Below are 17,132 nucleotides of genomic sequence, written 5' to 3' on the forward strand. Positions count from 1 at the left end.
GCCAAACTAGCACCCAGGGTGATTGATCGCAGGCGTAGCCGCCGACCGGACGGGTCACCGTGTCCTTACCGCACGCGGGACCAGGCGGCGCCGTCGCCGGGTGCGGCGGAGAAGTCGTACCGGACGCCGGCCCTGCCGAGCGCGACGAGGCTGACCGAGGTGGTGCCCCAGACGCGGCCGTCGCCCAGGTCGAGCAGGGGAAGCAGGGCGCGGTGGTCGGCTCGGGGCAGCCCGTCGCCGTTCACCAGCGGCAGCCACGCACCCCACGCCTTTTCCACGGTTTCGTCCGGGCCGGGCTCGGGGCGTGGCGTCGTGGCCAGACGTGGCCGGAAGTGCGCGAGCCGCGCCGCCATGTAGGCGTCCTCGGTCTCCCCTTCCAGCTGGCCCTCGCCCTCCAGGCCGCTGTTGACGATGAGGTGGAGGCCGGGGCCGAGGCCGCGTTCGCCGAGCGCCGTGCCGTCCCAGCTCCACAGGCGCACCCGGTCGGGTTCGGCGAGGACGAGGTGGAAGGGGTCGAAGGCGGCGAGGTCCGGGTCGCCGAGCTTGCCGTCGGCGGCGGCGCGCAGCGGCAGCTCCCCGCGCGTCGCGCGGCCCGCCTCGGGCGCCATCCGGCCGCGGCCGTTCAGCACGACCGCGACGCGCGGCGCGTCCGGCTCCACCGCCAGCCAGGTGCCGCCGGCCCGCAGGTCACGGCCGCCGACGAGGCCGGGCCGGTCCGGCCAGTGCCGCCCGGGCGGCTCCCAGTCGCGGGCGACGAACTCGTCCCGGACGCCCACGAGCAGGACCGGGACCGGGGAGGAGGGATCGACACTGATGATCGCAGTGCACATGCCCCAATTGGAGCATTCCCCCAAAAACCCGCACAGGCCGGGGCGGGCTACAGCGGCGGCCAGGGGATGGCGGGCCAGTCCTCGGGCGGATAGGGGTGGATGCGGTGCTTCAGCATCAGCTCGACGCGGCGGCGCGTGGCGTCGACCTCGTCGGCGGTGAGCAGCTCGGCGAGCCGCGCGCCGAGGGCGCCGCCGCGCAGCCCGGCGTCGACCCGGCCGAGGGCGTCGAGGGCCTCGGGGGTGAGGGGCTTGCCGCGCCACTGCCACAGCACCGTGCGCAGCTTGTAGTCGACGGAGAAGCAGACGCCGTGGTCGCAGCCGTACACATGGCCGTCGCCGGGCGGCAGCAGATGGCCGATCTTGCGGTCGGCGTTGTTGACGACGGCGTCGAAGACGGCCATGCGGCGGATGGCCTCGTCGTCGGACCGCGACAGCGACACGAGGTCGACGTCGGGGTCGGGCTCCACCCACAGCTGCACCATGCCGGGCCCGTAGGGACCGTCGCGGTGCACGGTCGGCGGGACGGTGCCCCAGCCCATCTCCTTGGATACCTCGTAGGCGGCGACCTCCCGCTCGGCGAGGGTGCCGTCGGGGAAGTCCCACAGGGGCCGCTCCCCCGCGACGGGCTTGTAGACGCAGTTGGCCGACAGCCCGTCGTGCTCGATCGAGCAGTACAGCGTGGCGTTGGACGCCTGGACGAGGCGGCCCTCCACGGCGAGGCGCCCCGCCGACAGCAGCCCCTCGGCGGCGGCGACGTCGCGCGGGGACACCGGGCGGGCGGGCCCGCCCTGCCCGGCGACGTCGCCGGCGGGTGCCCGGTCCCGGGAGGACTGCGTCATGCGTTCATTCTCCCGGCCACGTCGCCCATGATCCAGCGCGGCGGGCCTGTTTCCGCCGCACCGGGCCCGGCGGGACGGCGGCACACGCGCGTCCGGGCGCGGTCCGTTCGCAGGGGTGTCATCTCAGCCGAGGTATCCGTTCTGGCGGGGGCACACGTGCCCCTCGCTGTCGAGGGGCAGGCCGCACAGCGGGCACGGGGGGCGCCCGGCCGCGACGACCTTCAGCGCGCGCTCGGCGAAGGCGCGGGCCTGCGCCGGGCTGATCCGCACCCGCAGCACCGCGATGGCGGGATCGTCCTCGCCGACCTCGGTCTCCTCCTCGGACTCGGTGACCTCCTGCGCCTCGATCACGACCTGCTCGTCGTCGGGATCCCACGCGAGCGCCATCGTGCCCACCTTGAACTCCTCCTCGACGGGCTGGTCGAGGGGACCGTCGTCCTCGAGATCGGACGGGGCGACCGCGGGGACGGCGGACTCCCCGCCGGCGCGCCGCAGCACCTCGTCCAGCAGTTCCTCCAGCCGCTCGGCCAGCAGCGTCACCTGGAACTTCTCCAGGCCGACGCTGGTGACGCGGCGGCCCGAGCGCGCCTGCAGGAAGAAGGCGCGGTCGCCTGGCCGCCCGACGGCGCCGGCGACGAACCGCTCCGGCAGGTCGTAGGAGATGACGGGCATGACACCGACCCTACGCGCCGCCGCCGACGACCGCGTCGCCCGGACCGAGTCCGTCTTTCCCGGAACCTTCCTCCCGCGGTTCGGGAACGAGCCCGGCGACATCGCCTCCGGTGTCGTTGACCCGGACGACGAACGGGCGCGTTTCGGTGTACCGGATGACGGTGAGGGACGCCGGGTCGGCCTGGATGCGCTGGAACTGGTCCAGGTGCAGGCCGAGGGCGTCGGCGACGACCGACTTGATGATGTCGCCGTGGCTGCACACGAGGTACAGGGCGTCCGGGCCGTGCTCGGCCGCGATCCGCGCGTTCCAGTCGCGGACGGCCGTGACGGCGCGGTGCTGCGCGCCGGCCAGGGACTCGCCGGCCTCCCCGGGGAACCGCGCGGCGGACGGGTGGGCCTGGACGACCCGCCAGAGCGGCTCCTCGGCCAGCTCCTTCAGCGGCCGGCCCGTCCAGTCGCCGTAGCGGACCTCGCCGAACCGCTCGTCCGTCTCGATCTTCCCGACCGGCCCGGCGTGCCCGGCGGCGATGGCCTCGGCCGTCTCGGCGCAGCGTTCCAGGGGGCTGGACACGACGGCGGCCAGCGGAAGCCGCGCCAGGCGGGCGGCGAGGGCGGTGACCTGCGCGCGGCCCCGGTCGTCCAGGCGGACGCCGGGCGTCCATCCGGCCAGCACCGGGCCGGTCATCGCGGTCAGGCCGTGCCGGACCAGGAGAAGCGTCGTCACACCGGTTCACTCTAGGAGATCATCCCGGCCGGGCGGCACGGGCAGGCGTCCGAATGCGGAAGAATGCACACTGTGATCGTCGACAAGGCCATCTACGCGGGCGGCAAGCGCCACGACATCGACGGCGACATCAGCGACGCCTTCGACGCCGCGCGCGCGGACGGTGACTGCTTCCTCTGGATCGGCCTGTTCGAGCCCGACGAGGACGAGTTCGAGCTGGTCAAGGACGAGCTGATGCTGCATCCGCTCGCCTCCGAGGACGCGGTCACCGCGCACCAGCGGCCCAAGATGGAGCGCTACGACGACACGCTGTTCGTCGTGCTGAAGACGCTCGCGTACATCGACGAGACGTCCGACATCGAGGTCGGCGAGATCATGGTGTTCCTCGGCCGCGACTTCGTCGTCACCGTCCGGCACGGCGCGGGGAACCCGCTCGGCCTCGTCCGCAAGCGGCTGGAGGACAGCCCGGAGCTGCTCAAGCACGGCGCCACCGCCGTCCTGTACGCGGTGTGCGACGAGGTCGTCGACCGCTACGGCCTCGTCGCCCACGAAGTCGAGGTCGACATCATCGGGCTGGAGCGGGCCGTGTTCGACCCGGGCGCGCGGGACGTCACCGCCGACATCTACAACCTCAAGCGGGAGGTGCTTGAGTTCCGCGGCGCCGAGGACCCGCTGATCCCCGTTCTGCAGGAGATCGTGAAGGGCCGGGTCGCCGAGTGCGGCAGCACCCGGGAGTACTTCCGCGACGTCCTGGACCACCTGCTGCGCGTCGACTCGCAGGTCGACGCGCACAACGAGCTGCTCAACAGCGTGCTGACCGCGCACCTGGCGCTGCTCGGCAAGCAGCAGAACGAGGACATGCGCAAGATCTCCGCGTGGGCCGCGATCATCGCGGTGCCGACCGCGATCGCCGGGATCTACGGCATGAACTTCGACCACATGCCCGAACTGCACTGGACCATCGGATACCCGCTGGTCATCGCCGTGATGGCCGTCATCTGCGTCCTGCTGTTCCGCCGCCTCCGCAAGAGCGGCTGGCTGTAAGGCCGGAGGCAAAGGCCGGCCCCTCGGCATGTGCGCCGAGGGGCCGGTGTGTAGATCAGCTGCTCACCGCCCAGGCCACGCGGGGCCTGGTACCGGTCGGGACTAGCAGCTGTGACTCTCGCATACCGTGCAGTACGACGTCTGGCAGAACATGCATGTCGTCTGCAGGTGCCCAGGCTTGTCGCACGCCTGGACGATCGGCGGCGCTCCGGTGGTGATGGGAGCGGTCACCGGCCACCCGGCACAAGGGAAGCTCGGAAGCCCCCCGTTGGTGACGGGAACGGTCGCCGGCCACCCGGCGAACGGAGACGCCTGAGGCGCTCCGGTCGCCGGTAAGCCGTTGTATACGTGAATCATTAGGGCTCTACCACCCTTCTCTCTCAGTTGTGCCCCTGAGACGGGGCAGCTCCGGGGGAAACCCGGGCCAGAAGAGACCGTGTGAACCCGGCGCCGTAAGGCAAGCGCCCAGAGGCGCCACCTGCTCGGCCGTGAGCGGCCTGTAACGCGGCCCCGGACTGGACTACCGGCCCGCGGCGGGCGGTGTCGCGCCCGAAGGCGGGGGCGCGGCGAGGAGGACCGCCCACAGGTGGGACTCGGCGTCCCGCGCCTCCAGGCGGCGCCGCACCCGCTCCACCATGCCGCGCGTGGGCAGCGCCAGCCAGACCAGCAGCGGGTAGCCGAGGACGAACCCGGCGACGAACACCGTTTCGCTGTGCCCGACCATCGCCAGGGGCAGGCCCAGCAGGATCACGCCCTCGGCCAGCGCGAACCGCAGCAGCACCGCCTGCCGGAACATCAGCAGCGCGGTCATCGCCGCCGCCGGCGGCTCCGCGCCCGGCGCCATCGGGCGCGGCGCCCGTGGCCCGGCCAGCAGCGCGAGCAGGGCGGCCGCGGCCGGCGGCGCGTAGATCCACGGCGGGGCGTCCCCGCGGCCGTCCTCCACGATCAGCGGCATGATCGCCAGGATGAGCACGGGCGCGGCCAGCAGCACCAGCATCATCAGGCGCACCCGGCCGAGCTCGGTCCCGCCGCGCAGCGAGCCGAGATAGCCGGGGTCGTCGGCGGGGCCCGCGCCGAACACCGGAGCCACGGGCGGCCCGCCGTCGCCGTCCGGGGTCTTCGGCGAGTACATCGAGAACGGGGGTGGCGCCATGGCTGCGCACTCTAGCCCGGCGGCACCCGGCGCCAGCGGAACTCACCAGGATCGATGGGCGGGGCTGAAGCCGGACGTGACGGATGCTCACTTTCCGCCGGGATCGCGCGGACCGCTAGATTGGCCGCCTATGAAGGAGCGTCACCTCGGGCGGAGCGGGCTGCTGGTGTCCCGGCTGGGCCTCGGCACCATGACCTGGGGGCAGGACACCGACCCGGACGAGGCGGCGGCGCAGCTCGTCGCGTTCATGGAGGCCGGGGGCACCCTGGTCGACACCGCCGACGTCTACAACGACGGCGACAGCGAGCGGATCCTCGGCCGGCTGCTGAGCGAACTCGTCGACCGGGACGGCCTCGTCATCGCGACCAAGGCCGCGATCAGGCCGAACGGCCGCTACGACGGCTCCCGCAGGCACCTGCTCCGCGCCCTGGACGCCTCCCTCGACCGGATGGACCTCGACCACGTGGACCTGTGGCAGCTGCACGTCTACGACCCCGCCACGCCGCTGGAGGAGACGCTGTCGGCGCTGGACGAGGCGGTCGCGACCGGCCGGACGCGGTACGTCGGGGTGTCCAACTACGCGGGCTGGCAGGTCTCCAAGGCCGCCGCGTGGCAGCGGGCCTGGCCGGGCCGCGCGCCGGTCGTGTCGGCGCAGCTGGAGTACTCGCTGCTGAGCCGCGACATCGAGCGCGAGGTCGTGCCCGCCGCGCTGGACGCCGGGGCGGGCCTGCTGCCGTGGTCGCCGCTCGGCCGGGGCGTCCTCACCGGCAAGTACCGCACCGGCATCCCCGCCGGGTCGCGCGCCGCCGCCCCGCACTTCGCCGAGTTCGTCCAGCCCTACCTGGACGAGGAGTGCGCCCGCATCGTGGAGTCGGTGGTGACCGCCGCCGAGGGCCTCGGCCGCTCCCCGCTCGCGGTCGCGCTCGCGTGGGTCCGCGACCGCGCGGGGGTCGCGGCGCCGATCGTCGGCGCCCGGACCGCCGCGCAGCTCGGCGCGATCCTGGAGAGCGAGGACCTCACGCTGCCGAACGAGATCCGCCGCGCCTTGGACGACGTCTCCGACCTCTCCGACACACCCTCCCACCTGTGATCGTGGACCCCGTCCTCGCAGTGCCCGGTGTTGTCAGTGACGCCGTGTTCTAAGTGACCCCCGGGACCGTCCGTGGCACGCTCGGGACGGTCCACCGCCAACCGTGATCAGCCGCGACGGGAAGCCCGTGACCGACACCCCTGACGAGACCCCCTCCCCCGCCGAGCGGGCGGCGCGCGCCGCGGAGGCCATGCGCGCCGCCGAGGCCGCCGCGCGGGCGCTCGACGACCGGCCCCGCCCGGACGGTGAAGCCCGCGACCCCGCGCCGGCCCCGCCGCCCGGCGAGGACCGGACCCCGCAGGAGAACCTGCAGGCGCTCACCGCGCTCTTCACCGAGACGGGCGTCCCCGCCGCGCTCGCCCCGCGGGCCGCCCGTGGGCTCGGGCCCGACGCCGCGGGGCTGCTGCGCGCCGACCCGTGGCGGCTGCTGCGCGTCCCGGGCGTCCAGCCCGGCCAGGCCGACCATTTCGCGCGCGCCCTCCTCGGCGACGGCGCCGAGCCCGGGGACCCCCGGCGCGGCGGCGCGCTCGTCCTTCACCTGCTGACCGAGGCGGCCCGCGCCGGCCACACGGTCACGCCCGCCGCCGAGGTGCTGTCCGCGCTGGAACGCGCGCGGTTCCCCGACCCGCGCGGCGCGATCGAGGCGGCGCTGGACGAGGCGGAGGTCCTGTCGCTCACCGAGGAGCCCGCGTTCGACGAGGAGTCCTTCGAGGAGGACGCCGAGCCGCCGGAGCCGGAGGAGACGCTCGGCCCGGCGCGGTGGGCGCTCGCCGAGGAGGCCGCGGCCGAGGGCCTCCAGCGGCTGACGCTCACGGCGGCGCCGCTCCTGGACGACGCCGCGGTGAAGGGCCTGCGCGACGGGCTGCCCGAGGACCGGTCCCTCGCGCTCACCGCCGCGCTCCGCACCGGCGTGAGCATCCTGCGGGGGACGCCGGACGACCTGGCGCGCGCGGTCACCGGCATCGCGGCCGCCGCCGCGTCGCAGGGCGTCCGGACCGCCGTCGCCGCGCCCACCGACCGCGCCGCCGCCGACCTCGCCGCCGATCTCACCGGGGACGCGGACGGCGTCACCGTCACCAGCCTGCACCGGCTGCTGGAGCCGCTCGACGACGCACCGGACGCGCCCGGCGCCGTGGTCTACCGGCGCGGCGAGCAGCATCCCTTCGACCTCGATCTGGTCATCGTGGCGGACGGCTCCGCGCTCGACGTCGAACTGTGCGCGGTGCTCGCCGAGGCGTGCCCCGACGGCGCCCACCTGATGCTGTGCGCCGAGCCGGACGCCCCGCCGCCCACCGGGCCGGGCCGCCCGCTGGACGACCTGGAGGCGTCGGAGGCCGTGCCCGTGGTGACGCTGGACGCCGCGCCGCCGTCCGACCCGCTCGGCGCGCTGACCGCGGCGGTGCGCGGCGGTGACCTCACCGCCGTCGACGCGCCCGAGCGCGAGGTCGTCATCGTGCCCGCCGAAAGCCCCGGCGAGGCGGTGCACCGGGCCGTCCAGCTCGTCACCGGCTCGATCCCCCGGGCCCTCGGGATCCCGGTCGAGGACGTCCAGGTCGTCGCGCCGGCCGCGGGCGGCGAGGCCGGCACCGGCGCGCTCAACGCCGCCCTCAAGGCCCGCCTGAACCCGGGCCCCGGCAAGCTGGGCGGGATGGACCCCGGCGACCGGGTGGTCGTCGCCGCCCCGCTCCCGCACGCTCCGCTCGGCGAGACCGGCGTGGTGACCGGCGGCGGCCCGCACGGGCTGGAGATCGAGTTCCCCGGCGGGGCCGCGGTGGTCGCCCCGGCGGACGCGTCCCGGTTGCGGCACGGCTGGGCCGTGCCCGTCGCGCCGGCGCGCGGGACGCGGCGCCCCGCCGTCGTCGCGGTCATGTCCGCGGACGGGCTGTCGCGGCCGCTGGTGGCCACCGCGTTCGGGCTGGCACGCCGGCATCTGTCCGTCGTCCAGGCCGCCGGACCCGCGCTGGCCAGGGCCGTCCGCGAGAACGGGGCGCCCGCCCGGCGCACCAGGCTGGCACGGCTGGTGATCCAGTGACGTACTGACGGGTAAAGAAACCGTTGTGCCGCGGTTTACGGACCACCCCGTATGGGACACGATGTCAACAGGGTCAGGGACGGCATCGGTGCGGGTGGAGGAACGACATGCCCCAGCGGCTCAGGCGGCTCGGAACGGCGTCGGCGGCGGTCTCGGCGGGGGCGCTGGTCCTCGTCCTCGCCGCCCCGGCGGCCGACGCGGCGGAGACGTGCAAGAAGGGCGTCGACCCCGAGAGCACCATCGAGAACTGGAAGTGCAACCTCGGCAACCTCCGCGACGCCCTCACCCCGAAGAGCCCGGCGCCGAAGCCCACTCCGCCGAAGACGGCGAAACCCAAACCGGAGAAGCCCTCCGCAAAGAAGCCCCACAAGGCGCCCGCCAAGGCTCCGCGCAAGCCGTCGTCGTCGCCGGGCCGCGGCCGGGCGGCGAGCCCGTCAGGGCCGTCCACCATGACGGGGCCCGGAGGGTTCGAGCCGTACTCCGGGCAGACCCCGTCCACGGCGCCCGGGGTGCCCGGCGTCCTGCCCGAGATCGCCGCGGACCCGAACGCCTACCGGTACCCGGCCGGCAGGACGGCCGCCATGCCGCAGACACGCCTGATCTCGCCCGTCGCCGCCTCCGGGCGCGACGACGGCCAGATGCTCCTGGTCGCCGCCGCGGCGGGCGCCGCCGGAGCGGTCGGCTCCCTCAACATCAGCGTCGCGGGCCGCGCCCTGCGCCGCCGCCGCGCCGCCCGCTGAGCGGCGCGGCGCTCGTTCGGACGGCGCTCACGCCGACGGGGCGCCGATGGAGTGCAGGCCGCCGTCGACGTGGACGATCTCGCCCGTCGTCGCGGGGAAGAAGTCCGACAGCAGGGCCGCGCACGCGCGGGCGGTGGGCTCGCTGTCCTTGATGTCCCAGCCGAGCGGCGCCGCCTGCGGCCACATCTCGGTCATGCCCTCGAACCCGGGGATGCTCTTGGCCGCCATCGTGGCGAGCGGGCCCGCGGCGACCAGGTTCACCCGGATGCCCTGCGGGCCCAGGTACTTGGCCAGGTAGCGGGCGCACGACTCCAGGCCGGCCTTCGCCACGCCCATCCAGTCGTACACCGGCCACGCCTTGCTGGCGTCGAAGTCCAGCCCGACGACCGAGCCGCCGTCCTTCATCAGCGGCAGGCACGCCATCGTCAGCGACTTCAGCGAGTACGTGGAGGCGTGCACGGCGGTCGCCACGTCCTCCCACGGCGTCTCCAGGAAGGTGCCGCCGAGCGCGGTCTGCGGCGCGAACGCGATCGCGTGGACGACGCCGTCCAGGTGGTCGAAGCCGTGGTCGCGCAGGTTCCCCGCGAGCGCGTCGAGCTGCCCGGCGTTCGTCACGTCCAGCTCGATCACCGGGGGCGGCGAGTCCGGGCCGGACGGGAGCCGCTTGGCGGTCCGCTGCGTGAGCGTCGGCCGCGGGTAGGCGGTCAGCGCCACCTCGGCGCCCTGCTCCTGCGCGATCCGCGCGATGTGGAAGCCGATGGAGGCGTCGGTGAGGACGCCGGTGACCAGGATGCGCTTGCCTTCGAGGATTCCCATGACCGTCAGTGCCCCATTCCCAGGCCGCCGTCGACCGGGATCACGGCCCCGGTGATGTAGGCGGCGTCCTCACTGGCCACGAACCGCACGGCCTTGGCGATCTCTCCGGGGTCCGCGATCCGCCCCAGCGGGATCGCGGCCGTGATGGCCTTCTGCTGGTCCTCGCTCAGCACCGACGTCATGTCGGTGTCGACGAACCCGGGCGCCACCACGTTCACCGTGATCCCGCGCGACCCCAGCTCGCGGGCGAGCGAACGCGCGAACCCGACCATGCCGGCCTTGGACGCGGCGTAGTTGGACTGCCCCGGCGAGCCCATCAGCCCCACGACCGAGGAGACCAGCACGATCCGCCCCGCGCGCTTGCGCATCATGCCCTTCACGGCCCGCTTGGCCACGCGGAACGAGCCGGTCAGGTTGGTGTCGAGGACGGACGTGAACGAGTCCTCGCTCATGATCGCCAGGAGCGTGTCCTTGGTGATCCCGGCGTTGGCGACGACCACCTCGACCGGGCCCTGCTCCGCCTCGACCTTCGAGAAGGCCGCGTCGACGTCCTCGGCGCTCGTCACGTCGCACCGGACGCCGAACAGTCCCTCGGGCGGCTCGCCGGACCGGTAGGTGACCGCGACCGTGTCGCCCGCCGCGGCGAGCTCGCGGGCGATGGCCAGGCCGATGCCCCGGTTACCCCCGGTCACGAGGACAGAGCGACTCATACACGACCCTCTCGTTGTGCTGCTTGCTGGCTGCGGAACGACATTAGCGGGCCCGCGGCGCCCCTGCGGATGTGCCGAACCGACAAGATCCGTCACCCCGGTTTGTTCGCCGCCGCGCGGCCCCGGAGCAGCGGGCGCGGGAGGTAGGTTGCGGAGGGTGCATGACATCGATCCCGCCTTCACCGCGCTGCCGCTCCGCGCGCTGGCCGACGCGGCCCTGTCCCGCGCCCGGGAGCTGGGCGCCGAGCACGCCGACTTCCGCCTGGAGCGCATCCGCAGCCAGACACTCCGCCTGCACGACGCCGCGCTGGAGACCGCCCTGGACGCCGACGACGTCGGCCTGTCGGTCCGCGTCGTCAAGGACGGCACCTGGGGCTTCGCCGCCGGCATCGACCTGACGCCCGGCGGCGCCGCCCGCGTCGCCGAGCAGGCCGTCGGCGTCGCCGCCGTCGCCAAGGCCGTCAACCGCGAGCCCATCGAGCTGGCGCCCGAACCCGTGCACGGCGAACGCACGTGGATCTCCGCCTACGAGACCGACCCGTTCGACGTGCCGACCGCCGACAAGGTCGCGCTGCTGTCCGGCTGGAGCCGCCGCCTGCTGGGCGACGACCGCGTCGACCACGTGGACGCCACGCTCCTGCAGGTCAAGGAGAACAAGTTCTTCGCCGACCTCGCCGGGACGGTCACCACCCAGCAGCGCGTCCGGCTGCACCCCGTCGTCACCGCCGTCGGCATCGCCGGCGGCCTCTTCGACACGATGCGCACGCTCGCGCCGCCCGCCGGGTACGGGTGGGAGTGGCTGTCCGGGGAGCACTGGGACTGGGACGGCGAACTCGCCCGCATCCCCGAGCTGCTCGCCGAGAAGCTCGCGGCACCGTCGGTCGACCCGGGCGTGTACGACGTCGTCGTCGACCCGTCCAACCTGTGGCTGACGATCCACGAGTCGATCGGGCACGCCACCGAGCTGGACCGGGCGCTCGGCTACGAGGCCGCCTACGCCGGCACCTCGTTCGCGACGCCCGACAAGCTCGGGAACCTGCAGTACGGCTCCAAGGTCATGAACATCACCGGGGACCGGACCGTCGAGCACGGCCTGGCCACCATCGGCTACGACGACGAGGGCGTGCGGACCCAGGCGTTCGACATCGTCTCCGAGGGGCTGTTCACCGGGTACCAGACCGACCGGCGCATCGCCCGCCTCACCGGCGCCGACCGCTCCAACGGCTGCGCGTTCGCCGACGCCTCGTCCAGCATGCCGATCCAGCGGATGGCGAACGTCTCGCTCAAGCCCGCCGAGGACGGCCCCTCCACCGACGAGCTGATCTCCGGCGTCGAGCGCGGCATCTACATCGTCGGCGACAAGAGCTGGTCGATCGACATGCAGCGGTACAACTTCCAGTTCACCGGGCAGCGCTTCTACCGGATCGAGAACGGGCGGCTCGCCGGGCAGCTCCGCGACGTCGCCTACCAGGCGACCACCACCGACTTCTGGAACTCGATGGAGGCCGTCGGCGGCCCGCAGACGTACGTGCTCGGCGGCGCGTTCAACTGCGGCAAGGGCCAGCCCGGGCAGGTCGCGCCGGTCAGCCACGGCTGCCCGTCGGCGCTGTTCCGCGGGGTCAACATCCTCAACGCGCTGAAGGAGGCCGGCCAGTGAGCAGCATCAGGCCGCAGGAGGCCGTCGAGCGGGCGCTGGCGCTGTCCCGCACCGACGACTGCATCGTCATCGCCGACGAGGCGAGCACCGCGAACCTGCGGTGGGCGGGCAACACCCTCACCACCAACGGTGTCACGCGGTCCAGCCGCCTCACCGTCATCGCGCTGCGCGAGACCGCCGGCGGCGTCGCGGCCGGCGTGGTGTCGCGGTCCGCGGTCGGCGCCGACGGTATCGAGGACCTGGTCCGCGCGGCCGAGGCCGACGCGGCCGGGAACGAGCCCGCCGAGGACGCCCGGCCGCTGATCACCGGGGGGCCGTCCGGCGCCGCGGGGTGGGACGACGAACCGGCCGAGACCGGCATCGGCGTCTTCGAGGGGTTCGCGCCCGCGCTCGGCGAGGCGTTCGCCGCCGCGCAGGCCGGCGACCGGCGCCTGTACGGGTTCGCCAACCACGTGCTCACCTCGACGTTCCTCGGCAGCTCGGCGGGCCTGCGGCTGCGGCACGACCAGCCGACCGGGCTGCTGGAGCTGAACGCCAAGGGCGCGGGCGGCTCGGCGTGGGCGGGCACCGGCACCCGCGACTTCACCGACGTCGACGTCCCCGCCCTCACCGGCGACCTCGCGCGGCGGCTGGAGTGGGGCGAGCGGCGCGTGGACCTGCCCGCCGGGCGGTACGAGACGGTCCTGCCGCCGTCCGCCGTCGCCGACCTGATGATCTACCTGTACTGGTCGGCGGGCGCGCAGGACGCCGAGGACGGCCGGACGGTGTTCAGCGCCCCCGGCGGCGGGACCCGCGTCGGGGAGAAGCTCGCGGACCTGCCCGTCACGCTGTCCAGCGACCCGGCCGCGCCCGGCATGGAGTGCGCCCCGTTCGTCGTCGCGCACGCCTCCAGCCGCGAGGCGTCGGTGTTCGACAACGGGCTCGCGCTCGGCGCCACCGACTGGATCAGCGGCGGGACGCTCACGTCCCTCGCCCAGACCCGGCACTCGGCCGAGCGCACCGGCCTGCCGCTCACCCCGCCCGTCGACAACCTGGCCCTGCGGGGGCCGGACGGCGGCGCCTCCCTGGAGGAGATGGTCGCCCGCACCGAGCGGGGGCTGCTGCTGACGTGCCTGTGGTACATCCGGGAGGTCGACCCGCAGAGCCTGCTGCTGACCGGCCTCACCCGCGACGGCGTCTACCTCGTCGAGGACGGCGAGGTCGTCGGGGCCGTGAACAACTTCCGGTTCAACGAGAGCCCCGTCGACCTGCTGTCGCGGCTCGCCGAGGTCGGCGAGACCCGGCCGACGCTGCCGCGCGAGTGGTCGGACTACTTCACCCGCGCCGCGATGCCGGCGCTGCGGATCCCCGACTTCAACATGTCGACGGTGTCGCAGGCGTCCTGACCTCCCGCGTCCGGAGGTCTTCCAGGGCCCGCCCCGGCCGGGGCGGGCCCTGTGCGGCGCTCAGGTGTCCTCCAGGCGGAAGCCGACCTTCATGGTGACCTGGAAGTGGGCGACCTCCCCGTCCTCGATCTGGCCGCGGACCTCGGTCACCTCGAACCAGTCCAGGTGGCGCAGCGTCTGCGCGGCGCGCCGGACGCCGTTGCGGATCGCCGTCTCCACCGACTCCGGCGAGGTCCCCACGATCTCCGTCACCCGATACGTGCGATCGGTCATCTCGTTCCTCCCGCATGTTTTGCCCAGCCCGCCGTCGCAGGGCGGACTCCATGGGCTTACCGTGGAAACGTGAAGGTGAATCCCCGCCACCACAGGGAGCCGGCGGTCTACACGGTCACCGACGCTCCCCGCCCCATGTCCGAGGACATCGGCTACCGGCAGCGGCGCTACCTCATGTCCATGGGCGTCCGCACGATCTGCTTCCTGGGGGCGGTGGTGGCCGCGGTGGCGGGCGCGCCGTGGTGGCTCGCGGTGCTCATGGTGGTCGCGGCCGCCGTACTGCCCTACGTCGCGGTGATCTTCGCGAACGGGGGACGCGAGCCGACGGCCTCCGCGACCTTCGACGACCGCTCACAAAGGGAACAGAAGCCGGTTTCCGGACAGCGTCCGGAAATCCGGTCGTGACATTCCCTTGACTAACCGCGGGGGGTTTCGGTGTACGATTTGTACCGGCGCTCTGATCCCCCGTCGGGGCGCCCGTGCCGGTGTTCCGGGCCCCCGTCGGAACACCGATGATGCGGCGCCGGGTGGATTGCCCCCGTATCCACCCGGCGCCGCTTTTCACTGTCCAGGGTCTGCACTGGACGTTCCGAGGGTCGCGGATGACCTTCCGGGGAGCGCTCCTTGACCGTCCGTCCGGGCGCCTAGCATCCCTCCGCCGGAGCACAAGCTCTACGGCTGGCCTGGTCCGGCCATGACCCGAAACCCGGTCGAGCCGAACCTCTCGCCCCCGGATCCCCTGCGGGCGCGGCGTTTCCGGCCGGGCACCCTCCGTCAGAACGTCCCGGCCACGGACCGATCCGTTCCCGGGTCCGCTGCGTACTGCTGAGCGCCGGCACCGTCCCCGCGCCAGAGGGGAGCCCCCGTACGCCGGGCCGGCCGCGCCGCGGGCCGGGGAGCCCGTCCCGCGCTCCTGACCGGCCGCGTCCCATTCCCGACTCGCCGAACCACTTGACGGAAGACGCCGATGAGACCAACATCACATCTGGCCTATGTGAGACACATCGTCCATGTGTCTCATGATCGGGGCGTCGGCACATGGCGCGACGCGGCCCGGCACCCCCGCCCGGGAAACGGAGATCGGCGATGAGCGGACACGACGACGTGCCCGACTGGGCACCCCGGAACCTGCCGGAGACCGGCGGCCCCGAGGCGCCCTTCACCTTCCTCGGCGCCTCCGACCCGGGCGGCGTCCCCGACGGGTACGAGGGCGTCCACAGGAGGGCGGCGCACGGCGGCGGCCCACGGCGGCCCGAAACGCCCGGGAGGAGAACCGGCGAACCTTTCGACGCCTTCGCCGAACCGGACCGCACGCCCCGTCCGCCGGGACCGGCGCACGCCGCCGCCAAGCCGGCCGGGAAGCGGCGGGGCTTCGGCGGGGGCCGTCCCCCAAGGCGCGTCGGCGGCATCCTGCTCGGCCCGCTGGCGGGCGCGATCGGCCTGGTCCTGCTCACCGGCCTCGGCGTGTACGCGGTCACCACGGCGGGCGGCGGCTGCTCCGGCGACGACGCGCTCGACGTCGGCGTGGCGGCCGCTCCGGACGTCGCGCCGGCGGTGATCCGGGCGGCGCGCCGGTTCAACGACGCGAAGCACGAGGTGGACGGCCGGTGCGTCCGCGCGCGGGTGCGGGCCACCGATCCGGCCGCCGTCGCGACGCTGCTGTCCGGCAAGGGCGTGGCCGGGGTGACGCGGAAACCGGACGTCTGGATCCCCGACTCGTCGCTGTGGACCAAGCTCGCCGGCGGCTCCGGGGGGAACGGGACGTCCGGGGAGTTCACCCGGCTGGGCGGGATCGCCTCCTCCCCGATCGTGCTGGCGATGCCCCGCGGGCTCGCGACCCAGCTGCGGAACCTCGGCGCGCCGGAGCAGCCGTCCTGGAAGGACCTCCTCGCGGCGGCGGGCACGGCCTCGAACGCCGAGGAGGGGCCCGCCACCGGGACGGACGACAGCGTGATCCCGCCGCGGCTGTTCAGGCTGCAGGTGCCCGACCCCGGCCGCAGCGCCACCGGCATGGGCTCGCTGATGCTGGCCGACGCGCTGCTGGCGAAGGCCCCCGGCGGCGAGGCCATGTTCGCCGGCGTGGTCCGGACGATCCGGGCGGGCGTCGCGGCCTCGGTCAAGGCGGAGTTCACCGCGTTCGGCCAGGGCGACACCGACCGCTACCCGGTCGCGCTGGCGCCCGAGCAGGCGGTGTACGGCTACAACGCGCGGCGCCCGGCCGAGCCGGCGGTCGCGGTGTACCCGGCGGAGGGCACGATCTTCCTCGACCATCCCGTCACCGTCCTGTCGAAGGACGCGGCCAAGGTGAGCGCGGCACGGCTGCTGGGGAAGGCGCTCTCGGACCAGGCCACCCGCGCGGACGTCCAGCGGCTGGGGTTCCGGGCGCCGGGCGGGGCGGCGCCCGCGGCGTTCACCGCGCGGACCGGCCTGAACCCGAGCCCGCCGAAGGCGCTCCCGGAGACGCCGGCGGCCGACGTCCGGCGCACCATGCAGTCGTGGGCGCAACTGTCGCTGAGCATCCGGATGCTGAGCATCATCGACGTGTCCGGGTCCATGGACGAGACCGTCGCGCCCGGCGTCACACGGCTGCAGTCCACGGTCCGCACGGCGCAGGGCGGGCTGTCGCTACTGCCGGATGACAGCGAGCTCGGCCAGTGGATCTTCTCCACGAAGCTGGAGGACGACCAGGACTGGCGGGAGATGGTCGGTGTCGGCCCGCTCAACGAGCGGCTCGGCTCGGCCACCCGCCGGCAGCTCGTGCTGAGCGCATTCGCGCGGATCAGGGTGAAGAAGCACGGCGACACCGGCCTGTACGACACGGTCATGGCCGCGTTCGACCACATGAAGCGGACCTACAAGCCGGAGTACGTGAACTCGGTCCTGCTCTGGACGGACGGGAAGAACGAGGACCCGGGCGGCCCGTCCCTGGAGGAGACCCTCGACCACATGCGGCGCGCGTACGACCCGGAGCGTCCCGTCCAGGTCAACATGGTGGGCTACGGGTCCGGCGTGGACGTCAACGAGCTGCGGCAGATCGCGCAGGTGACGCACGGCGACGCCTACGTGGCCGAGACGCCCGGGCAGATCCAGGGCATCTTCCTCAAGGCCGTCTCGCGCCGGGTCTGCGAACCCGACTGCTGAACCGCCTCGGCCCCGCCCCTCGGAAC

At 74.0% G+C, this 17,132-nt stretch carries 16 protein-coding genes; 8 read left to right on the forward strand and 8 right to left on the reverse strand.

Translation table 11 applies throughout. The features are described from left to right. Window positions 1–65 precede the first annotated feature (65 nt). The 4 genes from ACQPXG_RS24565 to ACQPXG_RS24580 form a co-directional block, all read right to left on the reverse strand. The gene (locus ACQPXG_RS24565) at window positions 66–830 is read right to left on the reverse strand and encodes an NRDE family protein (protein ID WP_433461460.1); all 765 of its coding nucleotides are present in this window, start codon (window positions 828–830) and stop codon (window positions 66–68) included. 47 nt (window positions 831–877) lie between these two features. Then, complete coding sequence (locus tag ACQPXG_RS24570) at window positions 878–1,669, reverse strand: SCO1664 family protein (RefSeq protein ID WP_433461461.1); 792 nt, start codon at window positions 1,667–1,669, stop codon at window positions 878–880. Between the two features lie 123 nt (window positions 1,670–1,792). Next, window positions 1,793–2,341: a DUF3090 domain-containing protein gene (locus ACQPXG_RS24575; protein WP_433461462.1), complete on the reverse strand. Its 549-nt coding sequence runs from the start codon at window positions 2,339–2,341 to the stop codon at window positions 1,793–1,795. A 10-nt stretch (window positions 2,342–2,351) separates the two neighbouring features. Beyond that, entirely contained in the window at window positions 2,352–3,065 is a 714-nt protein-coding gene (locus ACQPXG_RS24580) for a histidine phosphatase family protein (protein ID WP_433461463.1), read from the reverse strand. Between the two features lie 72 nt (window positions 3,066–3,137). Here ACQPXG_RS24580 and corA point away from each other — a divergent pair, with 72 nt between their 5' ends. Further along, on the forward strand, window positions 3,138–4,109 hold the full coding sequence (gene corA / locus ACQPXG_RS24585; RefSeq protein ID WP_433461464.1) for a magnesium/cobalt transporter CorA: 972 nt from the start codon (window positions 3,138–3,140) through the stop codon (window positions 4,107–4,109). 520 nt (window positions 4,110–4,629) lie between these two features. Here the strand turns inward: corA and ACQPXG_RS24590 are convergent. After that, window positions 4,630–5,262: a hypothetical protein gene (locus ACQPXG_RS24590; RefSeq protein ID WP_433461465.1), complete on the reverse strand. Its 633-nt coding sequence runs from the start codon at window positions 5,260–5,262 to the stop codon at window positions 4,630–4,632. A gap of 130 nt (window positions 5,263–5,392) precedes the next feature. Here ACQPXG_RS24590 and ACQPXG_RS24595 point away from each other — a divergent pair, with 130 nt between their 5' ends. From ACQPXG_RS24595 to ACQPXG_RS24605, 3 genes are all read left to right on the forward strand, one after another. Continuing rightward, window positions 5,393–6,352 (forward strand): aldo/keto reductase, encoded by a 960-nt coding sequence (locus ACQPXG_RS24595; RefSeq protein WP_433461466.1) that lies wholly within the window; start codon window positions 5,393–5,395, stop codon window positions 6,350–6,352. Between the two features lie 127 nt (window positions 6,353–6,479). Continuing rightward, window positions 6,480–8,384, forward strand: coding sequence for a helix-hairpin-helix domain-containing protein (locus ACQPXG_RS24600; RefSeq protein ID WP_433461467.1), 1,905 nt, complete (start codon window positions 6,480–6,482; stop codon window positions 8,382–8,384). A 107-nt stretch (window positions 8,385–8,491) separates the two neighbouring features. Next, window positions 8,492–9,124 (forward strand): hypothetical protein, encoded by a 633-nt coding sequence (locus tag ACQPXG_RS24605; RefSeq protein WP_433461468.1) that lies wholly within the window; start codon window positions 8,492–8,494, stop codon window positions 9,122–9,124. A 27-nt stretch (window positions 9,125–9,151) separates the two neighbouring features. On the opposite strand, the gene fabI is transcribed toward ACQPXG_RS24605, so the two are convergent. Both fabI and ACQPXG_RS24615 read right to left on the reverse strand, forming a co-directional pair. Further along, a complete protein-coding gene (gene fabI / locus ACQPXG_RS24610; RefSeq protein ID WP_433461469.1) occupies window positions 9,152–9,940 on the reverse strand; it encodes an enoyl-ACP reductase FabI in 789 nt (262 codons plus the stop codon). A gap of 5 nt (window positions 9,941–9,945) precedes the next feature. Continuing rightward, window positions 9,946–10,650, reverse strand: a complete 705-nt coding sequence (locus ACQPXG_RS24615) for a beta-ketoacyl-ACP reductase (protein ID WP_433461470.1) — start codon at window positions 10,648–10,650, stop codon at window positions 9,946–9,948. Between the two features lie 157 nt (window positions 10,651–10,807). Between ACQPXG_RS24615 and ACQPXG_RS24620 the strand changes: the two genes are divergently transcribed. Both ACQPXG_RS24620 and ACQPXG_RS24625 read left to right on the forward strand, forming a co-directional pair. After that, window positions 10,808–12,307, forward strand: coding sequence for a TldD/PmbA family protein (locus ACQPXG_RS24620; protein WP_433461471.1), 1,500 nt, complete (start codon window positions 10,808–10,810; stop codon window positions 12,305–12,307). A gap of 5 nt (window positions 12,308–12,312) precedes the next feature. Then, window positions 12,313–13,692 (forward strand): metallopeptidase TldD-related protein, encoded by a 1,380-nt coding sequence (locus ACQPXG_RS24625; RefSeq protein ID WP_433470041.1) that lies wholly within the window; start codon window positions 12,313–12,315, stop codon window positions 13,690–13,692. A gap of 60 nt (window positions 13,693–13,752) precedes the next feature. On the opposite strand, the gene ACQPXG_RS24630 is transcribed toward ACQPXG_RS24625, so the two are convergent. Beyond that, complete coding sequence (locus tag ACQPXG_RS24630; RefSeq protein ID WP_433461472.1) at window positions 13,753–13,965, reverse strand: dodecin; 213 nt, start codon at window positions 13,963–13,965, stop codon at window positions 13,753–13,755. A gap of 69 nt (window positions 13,966–14,034) precedes the next feature. On the opposite strand from ACQPXG_RS24630, the gene ACQPXG_RS24635 reads away from it, so the two are divergent. Together ACQPXG_RS24635 and ACQPXG_RS24640 are read left to right on the forward strand one after the other, a co-directional pair. Further along, on the forward strand, window positions 14,035–14,370 hold the full coding sequence (locus ACQPXG_RS24635) for a DUF3099 domain-containing protein (RefSeq protein WP_433461473.1): 336 nt from the start codon (window positions 14,035–14,037) through the stop codon (window positions 14,368–14,370). A 681-nt stretch (window positions 14,371–15,051) separates the two neighbouring features. Then, entirely contained in the window at window positions 15,052–17,106 is a 2,055-nt protein-coding gene (locus ACQPXG_RS24640) for a substrate-binding domain-containing protein (RefSeq protein WP_433461474.1), read from the forward strand. Window positions 17,107–17,132 lie beyond the last annotated feature (26 nt).

The sequence above is a fragment of the Spirillospora sp. CA-128828 genome (genome assembly GCF_050945415.1).
GTDB lineage: Bacteria > Actinomycetota > Actinomycetes > Streptosporangiales > Streptosporangiaceae > Spirillospora.

Coding starts and splice junctions, on each gene's coding strand:
- ACQPXG_RS24570 (WP_433461461.1), bottom strand. CDS start 1,669: ATGACGCAGTCCTCCCGGGACCGGGCACCCGCCGGCGACGTCGCCGGG.
- ACQPXG_RS24590 (WP_433461465.1), bottom strand. CDS start 5,262: ATGGCGCCACCCCCGTTCTCGATGTACTCGCCGAAGACCCCGGACGGC.
- fabI (WP_433461469.1), bottom strand. CDS start 9,940: ATGGGAATCCTCGAAGGCAAGCGCATCCTGGTCACCGGCGTCCTCACC.
- ACQPXG_RS24630 (WP_433461472.1), bottom strand. CDS start 13,965: ATGACCGATCGCACGTATCGGGTGACGGAGATCGTGGGGACCTCGCCG.
- ACQPXG_RS24615 (WP_433461470.1), bottom strand. CDS start 10,650: ATGAGTCGCTCTGTCCTCGTGACCGGGGGTAACCGGGGCATCGGCCTG.
- ACQPXG_RS24605 (WP_433461468.1), top strand. CDS start 8,492: ATGCCCCAGCGGCTCAGGCGGCTCGGAACGGCGTCGGCGGCGGTCTCG.
- ACQPXG_RS24595 (WP_433461466.1), top strand. CDS start 5,393: ATGAAGGAGCGTCACCTCGGGCGGAGCGGGCTGCTGGTGTCCCGGCTG.
- ACQPXG_RS24575 (WP_433461462.1), bottom strand. CDS start 2,341: ATGCCCGTCATCTCCTACGACCTGCCGGAGCGGTTCGTCGCCGGCGCC.
- ACQPXG_RS24565 (WP_433461460.1), bottom strand. CDS start 830: ATGTGCACTGCGATCATCAGTGTCGATCCCTCCTCCCCGGTCCCGGTC.
- ACQPXG_RS24640 (WP_433461474.1), top strand. CDS start 15,052: ATGAGCGGACACGACGACGTGCCCGACTGGGCACCCCGGAACCTGCCG.